This is a genomic window from Mycobacterium sp. IS-1742, from assembly GCF_001500125.1.
GTDB lineage: Bacteria > Actinomycetota > Actinomycetes > Mycobacteriales > Mycobacteriaceae > Mycobacterium.
In genome coordinates this window covers 42,223-49,126 of sequence record NZ_LQIV01000026.1, presented here as the reverse complement: position 1 = coordinate 49,126, position 6,904 = coordinate 42,223, and the positions used below count along the sequence as shown (strand labels likewise).

Below are 6,904 nucleotides of genomic sequence, written 5' to 3'. Positions count from 1 at the left end.
CCGTTGCCTCCCCCGCCACCCGGCGCCCCGCCGATGGCCGTGTGACCTATCCCGCGGTGTGACACGCTGCAGGAATGCAGCTCCCACGGTCGAACCCGGACCTGCCCCATCTCGCCGACGTCGTCCCCTCGGTGCTCGCGGCGATGGAGGTGCCCGGGTTCGACTCGCGGATCGACCTGCCGACCGGGATCGGCTCGGCGTGCGTCCTGCTGATCGACGGCCTGGGTGCGGACCTGCTCGACCGGCACGCCGACGACGCGCCGGTACTGAGCGGTCTGCGCGGTGACACCCTGCAGGTCGGGTTCCCGTCCACCACGGTCGCCAGCCTGGCCTCGGTCGGGACGGGCTGCCGCTCCGGGGCGCACGGGATGGTGGGATACACGTTCCGCATACCCGGCGCCGGCGTCGTGAACCCGTTGCGGTGGCGTCCCCACCCCTGGGGCGAGGATCTGCGCGAGTCCATGCCGCCCGAGACGGTGCAGCCGATGCCCACGGCCTTCGAACGCGCGGCCTCGGCCGGTGTCGCCGTCCACGTCGTGTCGAACGCGGAATTTGCCGGCTCGGGCCTGACCCGGGCGGTGCTGCGCGGTGGGCGCTTCGTCGGTGTGCACGGCCTCGGTGACCTGGCCGCCTCGGTGCGCAGGGTGCTCGCCGACGGCGGGTTCTGTTACGGCTACCACGGCGACCTCGACCTGCTCGGGCACCTGTACGGGCCGGGGTCGACGGCATGGCGCATGCAGCTGCGCCAGGTCGACCGGCTGGTCGAATCGGTGGTGACCGGTCTGCCGCCGGGCGCGTTGCTCGCGGTGGTCGCCGACCACGGCATGGTCGAGGTCGATGCGGACCGCATCCTCGACCTCGACGAGTGCGCCCCGCTCTTCGACGGTGTCGAGGCGGTCGCCGGTGAGGCGCGTGCCCGCTACGTCTATACCGCCGAGGGCGCGACGGCCGCGGTGCTGGCGGCGTGGCGGGAGACGCTGGGCGACCGGGCCTGGGTCACCACCCGCGACGAGGCCGTCGAGGCCGGCTGGTTCGGCGCCCGGGTGTCCGACGACGTGCGGCGGCGCATCGGCGACATCGTCGTCGCCGCGAAGGACTCCGCCGCGCTGGTGCGTCGCACCGTGGAGCCGATGGAGTCGGCGCTGCGCGGACAGCACGGCTCGCTCACCGATGCCGAACAACGGATTCCCCTGCTGCTCGCCTACACCTGAGTGGGGCCGGGGTGTGATCGCCCCGTCCCGCGGGTACGTCCGCACCGATGCAGACCTTCCTGCCCTGCGAGGATTTCGACGCCAGCGCCGAGGTGCTCGACATGCGTCGCCTCGGAAAGCAGCGGGTGGAGGTGATCCAGGTACTGCGGGCCCTGACGGTGCCCGGCTACGGATGGCGTCACCACCCCGCCGCCGCGATGTGGGCGGGGTACGAGGAGGCCCTGGTCCGCTACGGCCTGCAGATCTGTGCGCACTGGTGCCGCAGCGGCAGGGCCGACACATGTGCCACCACCCTGGTGACCGACCTCGGCGCGACGGTCGGGATCTCCCAGGTGCGCGCCCAGGCGGAACTCGGCGCCGAGGGCGAGCTGCCACCGTGGCTGGGCGACGAGGCGTTTCACCGCAGTCATCAGGCGGCGCTGGTGAAGAAGGACCCGGACCACTACCGGCCGCTGTTCCCGGACGTGCCCGACGACCTGCCCTACGTGTGGCCCGCGTCGGACCGCGACCGCCGAATACCGCTCTGAGCGCCGACGGCGATAACGTCTTCGCCGTGCTCGTGCTGCTTCCGCCATCGGAGACCAAACGCGACGGGGGCGACGGACCGCCGCTGCGCCTCGACCGGCTCTCCTTCCCCGAGCTGGAACCCGTGCGCGAGGCGCTCCTCGACGAGGTGGTCGAACTGTCGGGCGACCGGGAGGCGAGCCGCAACGCGCTCGGGCTCTCGCCGAAACAGGACGCCGAGATCGCACGCAATGCGGTCCTGCACACCGCCCCGACCCTGCCCGCGATCGACCGGTACACCGGCGTGCTCTACGACGCCCTGGACATCGGCTCCCTGCGCGGTGCGGCCGCGGCGCGCGCACGGCAACGACTGGCAGTCGGCTCGGCCCTGTTCGGACTGCTGCGGGCCGACGACCCGGTGCCGGCGTACCGGCTCTCGGCGACCGCGAAGCTGCCCGGCAGCTCGACGCTGACCGGGCGCTGGCGCCCGGTCCTCGAACCGGTCCTCTCCGACGTCGCCGCCCGAGAGCTCGTCGTCGACCTGCGGTCCGGCTCCTACGCGGCGCTCGGCCGGTTGCCTGCCGCGGTGCGCGTCGACGTGCTGGCCGAGCACCCCGACGGCCGGCGCACCGTCGTCAGCCACTTCAACAAGGCGCACAAGGGAAGGCTCGCCCGCGCGCTGGCGACCACCCGTGCCGAACCGTCCGACGCAGGGGCGGTCGCGACGGTGGCGCGCCGCGCCGGCATGCGCGTCGAACGCACCGGGAACGACCTGGTCGTCGTCGTCCCCGCCTGATCAGCGACAGCGATTCATCGCAGGACCGATTCGACCGCCTCGACGGTGCGGGGGTCCACGATGCACGTGAAGTGGTTGCTGTCGGGGGTGTCGACGATCCGGATCGCGGGGTTGGTGGCGCGTAGAGCGTCGATGGCGTCGTCGCCGATCAGCACGGCGCCGCCCAGCGGCCGCATCGCGCGGACCACCACGGTCGGCATGGTCAGGGCCCGCCAGTGGTCGGTCCAGTCGGTGGGCCAGCGCTGGTAGAGGTCCTCCTCGGCGGCGGCACGCGAGGTGGTCGGACGCCAGGTCCCGTCGGGCTGTTCGGCCAGTTCGTAGGTGTGGTGTTCGTCCCAGAACGGCGTCCACGGATCCACGACGCCTGCGGCGCGCACGCTGTCGAGGTAGTCCGCGGGTGCGGCCACGCTCGCGTCGAGCCGCGCGAACCCCTCGCGCACCGGCCCGAGCGCGGCACGCTGCGCCGGGCCGATGTGGTCGATCAGCGACAGGCTGCGCACCCGGGCGCCGTGGTCACGGGCGACGCGCATCGCGATCAGCGCGCCGAGTGACCAGCCGGCGAGGTCGACCGCCTCGGCGCCGAGCGCGTCGGCGACCGCGAGCACGTCGCGGGCGTGGCTGTCGAGACCGTAGCTGCCCGGCGGGGTGATCTCGCTGCGGCCGCGGCCGCGCAGGTCGAACGCGACCACGCGGCGGTCCGGACCGGCGAGCCGTTCGGCGAGGTGGGAGAACGCCGTCAGATTGGCCGAGATGCCGTGTACGCACAGCAGGATCGGCGCATCGTCGGCGCCCCATGACCGGGTCCGCACCCGGCCGGAGGGCAGGTCGAGGTCGAAGTCCACCGGCCGGACTCTACGCGACCGCCGAACGTGCGCTGGTTGCGAGAATTCGGTCGATTTCTCGCACGGAGCGCACGTTCGGCGGCTGCGGCGTCAGGCCTTGGCGAGTTGCTTCTGCTCGTAGAGGCGCGCCCATTCCTTGCGCGGCCGGATTGACACGTCGACGTCGGCGCCCTGAGCCCGCAGCGCGCGCACGGTCGCCTGATCCTTGGGCGTGTGCGCGAACGGATCCCACCCGAAGAACCGGCAGGAGTTCTCCCAGGTGATCTTGTTGATGTCGCTGTCGTCGGCGCCGGCGGCGTTCAACTCGGCCAGCACCTGCTCGGGCGCGTCCGGCCAGAAGCAGTCCGAGTGCGGGTAGTCGCACTCCCAGGCGATGATGTCGATGCCGATCTCGTGCCGCAGCTTCAGCGACGTCTTGTCGGTGACGTAGCAGGCCAGCGAATGCTCGCGGAACACATCGCTGGGCAGCTTGTCGCCGAAGTCGCGACGAAGCCACTTCTGATTCGTGTAGTGGCGGTCGCTGCGGTCCAGGTAGAACGGGATCCAGCCGATACCGCCCTCGGAGAACGCGAACTTCAGGTCCGGGTAGTTGCGCATCGCCGGGCCCCACAGCAGGTCCTGGGCGCACATCGCCGACACCTGGGTGGCCAGGATGATCAGGTTGTCGATCGGCGCGTTGGGCGCCATGCTGATCGCGCCGAAGCCGGTGCCGATGTGCAGGCACATCACCACGTTCTCCTCCGACAGCGTCCGGAACACCGGACCCCAGTAGTCCTCGTCGTGGTAGCTGGGAAGTCCTTCGAGGTGCGGCAGTTCCGGCATGGTCACCGCGCGGCACCCCTTGGCCGCCACCCGGCGGATCTCGGTGCACATCGCCTCGGGATTCCAGGTCGGCATGATCGCGATCGGGATGAACCGGCCCGGATAGGAGCCCGCCCACTCGTCGATGTGCCAGTCGTTGTAGGCGGAGACCATCACCAGCGTGGCCTCTTCGCGGTGCATGTTGAGGTGCCGCGCCGAAAACCCGGTGAACGTCGGGAAGCACATCGAGGCCAGGATGCCGTTGCGGTTCATGTCGCGGACGCGCTCGTGGACGTCGTAGACGCCCGGGCGCATCTCGGCGAAGCCGGCCGGGTCGCGGCCCCACTCCTCGGCCGGCCAGGAGACGACGGCGTTGAGGCCGCTGACCCCCTGCGGGCGGCCCTGGTACATCCACTGGTCGACGCCCTTGTCGTCGGTGACGACGATCGGCGCCTCCTCCTTGTACTTGGCCGGCACGTGCCGCAGGAACATGTCGGGTGGTTCCACCACGTGGTCGTCGATGCTCACCAGGATCAGGTCGTCGACATTCATGGGCACTCCTCGTCGCGGTGTCGGCGTGGCCGGGGTCACATTTGGACTGGTTCCAGTTGTACCCTGCATAGGTGTGACCGTCTCTGCGCTATCGGCCAAGGGTTTAGCCGAACCGGCCAACCTCTCGGAACGGGTGATCGACCTGCGCCGCGGCGGCCGCGCGCTGGCAGGCAGCTACCTCTACCAGGGCGACGGACTGATCACCGGATGGCATTCGCACGATGTCCACCAGATCGAGTACGCGATCGGCGGGGTCGTCGAGGTCGAGACCGCCTCGGGGCACTACCTCGTCCCGCCGCAGCAGGCCGCGTGGCTGCCGATGGGTCTCGAACACCAGGCCACGATGAACGCCGACGTGCGCACGGTCGCGGTGATGTTCGATCGCGCCCTGATCCCCGACGGCGGCAACCGGGCCCGGATCCTGGCGGTGTCACCGCTGATCCGGGAGATGATGATCTACGCGCTGCGCTGGCCGATCGACCGGCACGCAGGCTCCGCCCACGACGAGTCGGCGGCCGACGCGTTCTTCCAGACCCTGGGCAACCTCGTGATCGAGGCGCTCGACCACGAGGCGCCGCTGAGCCTGCCCAGTTCCGAGCATCCCATCGTCGCCGCGGCGCTGGCGTACACGAAGGAGCACCTGCAGTCCGTGACCGCCGACCAGGTCAGCCGCGCGGTGTCGGTGTCCGAGCGCACGCTGCGGCGGCTGTTCGCCGAGGAACTGGGGCTGTCGTGGCGGACCTACCTGCTGCACGCCCGCATGCTGCGCGCGATGGCCCTGCTCGCCGCCCCCGGACAGTCGGTGCAGGAGACGGCGGCCGCGGTCGGTTTCGACAGCCTCAGTTCCTTCACCCGCGCCTTCACCCAGTTCTGCGGCGACACGCCGTCGGCGTACCGGCGCAAGGCGGCGGCCGACGCGGTGTGAGGTGCGTCCTCAGAACGGGAAGCCCAGCTGCGCGGGAACATCGGTGGCGAAGGCCCTGTCGATCCGCGCGACGAGGTCGGAGTCGTCGCTGTGCAGGCGATTCGCCGCGGCGAACGCGCTCGCCCGATGGCCACCGAGGTACAGCGAGCCGAGGACGTCGATGTCGAGTACCACGTCGGGTGCGTTGTCCGTCGGCGCGCACACGGCCCGCCCGTCGCGGATCTCCAGGGCGAATCGGCCACCGTCGCAACGGAATCCGTCGCGGACCTCGAGTACGGCCGAGAGGTCGCGGTCGTACGTGCGGGCCGCCAGCGCGGCCGGGATGTCCATCAACCGCAGCCACAGATCGTCGGCGACGGCGGTGGTGCGCACCCGGCGCGCATCGGTGAGCAGGTAGGGCAACGGGTCGGCCGGATGGGTGGCGACGTCGATGCGTTCCATCAGATCCAACCCGCACAGGGCCCGCCACAGCGCGGCGTGCGCCGCCGCGGTCGCGGCCGTCAACTCCACGACGCGGATGTGCCGGGGTCCGGCACCGTGCACCCGGTAGAGCACGTAGCCGTCGGCGTGCAGGAACGCGAACAGCGCGCTGCCGCCGGCACGGTCGTCGTCGCGGTCGGCCAGCAGGTCGTCCCACATCGCGGGCGGACGGACCAGGCCTCCCGGGGTGGCGATGCGCCAGCGGTCGTAGACGGCGGCGAAATCGTCGCGGTGCTCAGCAGGCGTGACGATCCGGACGCCACCGGGGTCCGGTGTGTCCGAGCGGAACTGCGCCGTGCGCCGGTCGACGGACCACTCGTTGACCGTCGTCGCCGGGCCGTAGCCGAACCGGCCGTAGATCCCGCCCTCGCTGGCCGTCAGCCCGGCGATCGGATGTCCCGCCGCGGCGATCCGGTCGTGCAGCGCGGTGAACATCGACCGCAGGACGCCGCGTCGGCGGTGCGTCGGCGCCACCGACACCCACGTGATGCCCGCGACGGGCAGGACGGCCCCACCGGGCACCGTCAACTGCAGATCGACGTAGAAGGCCTGGCCCACCACGTCGGAGCCGTCGGCCATGACCAGTGCGGCGTCCTCGGGGATCAGCGACCGCCACACCGTCACCGCCGACTCGTCCACGACGTGGCCGAAGTTGGTGGCGTCCAGGCGCACCATGCGCGGCCAGTCGCCCTCGATGACCGGCCGCAGGTGCAGTCCCGATGCGTTCACAGGGTGCGACGGTGCCACACGGGACCGGGCAGCGCACCCGAGTTTCGGCCGCCCGGGAGTCATA

General features: G+C 71.3%; 7 protein-coding genes. 4 read left to right on the top strand and 3 right to left on the bottom strand.

What is annotated here, in order from left to right:
* Positions 1-74: 74 nt before the first annotated feature.
* Genes AU196_RS17010 through yaaA form a run of 3 tightly spaced genes read left to right on the top strand, consistent with a single transcriptional unit; the run spans position 75 to position 2,511 of the window.
* Positions 75-1,211, top strand: a complete 1,137-nt coding sequence (locus tag AU196_RS17010) for an alkaline phosphatase family protein (protein WP_059096253.1) — start codon at positions 75-77, stop codon at positions 1,209-1,211.
* A gap of 47 nt (positions 1,212-1,258) precedes the next feature.
* A complete protein-coding gene (locus tag AU196_RS17005) occupies positions 1,259-1,738 on the top strand; it encodes an MSMEG_6728 family protein (RefSeq protein WP_059096252.1) in 480 nt (159 codons plus the stop codon).
* A 26-nt stretch (positions 1,739-1,764) separates the two neighbouring features.
* Complete coding sequence (gene yaaA, locus AU196_RS17000; RefSeq protein WP_059096265.1) at positions 1,765-2,511, top strand: peroxide stress protein YaaA; 747 nt, start codon at positions 1,765-1,767, stop codon at positions 2,509-2,511.
* Between the two features lie 14 nt (positions 2,512-2,525).
* On the opposite strand, the gene AU196_RS16995 is transcribed toward yaaA, so the two are convergent.
* Entirely contained in the window at positions 2,526-3,353 is an 828-nt protein-coding gene (locus tag AU196_RS16995; RefSeq protein ID WP_231737621.1) for an alpha/beta fold hydrolase, read from the bottom strand.
* A gap of 90 nt (positions 3,354-3,443) precedes the next feature.
* A complete protein-coding gene (locus AU196_RS16990; RefSeq protein ID WP_059096251.1) occupies positions 3,444-4,706 on the bottom strand; it encodes an amidohydrolase family protein in 1,263 nt (420 codons plus the stop codon).
* 73 nt (positions 4,707-4,779) lie between these two features.
* On the opposite strand from AU196_RS16990, the gene AU196_RS16985 reads away from it, so the two are divergent.
* Positions 4,780-5,631, top strand: a complete 852-nt coding sequence (locus tag AU196_RS16985) for an AraC family transcriptional regulator (RefSeq protein WP_059096250.1) — start codon at positions 4,780-4,782, stop codon at positions 5,629-5,631.
* Between the two features lie 9 nt (positions 5,632-5,640).
* Here AU196_RS16985 and AU196_RS16980 read toward each other — a convergent pair whose 3' ends face one another.
* Positions 5,641-6,840 carry an enhanced intracellular survival protein Eis gene (locus AU196_RS16980; RefSeq protein ID WP_059096249.1) on the bottom strand — a complete coding sequence of 400 codons (1,200 nt, stop codon included), beginning with the start codon at positions 6,838-6,840 and terminating at the stop codon, positions 5,641-5,643.
* Positions 6,841-6,904 lie beyond the last annotated feature (64 nt).

What these genes read in the sequence shown, in the direction of transcription:
- AU196_RS17010 (WP_059096253.1), top strand. Translation starts at nt 75, where the DNA reads ATGCAGCTCCCACGGTCGAACCCGGACCTGCCCCATCTCGCCGACGTC.
- AU196_RS17005 (WP_059096252.1), top strand. Translation starts at nt 1,259, where the DNA reads ATGCAGACCTTCCTGCCCTGCGAGGATTTCGACGCCAGCGCCGAGGTG.
- AU196_RS16990 (WP_059096251.1), bottom strand. Translation starts at nt 4,706, where the DNA reads ATGAATGTCGACGACCTGATCCTGGTGAGCATCGACGACCACGTGGTG.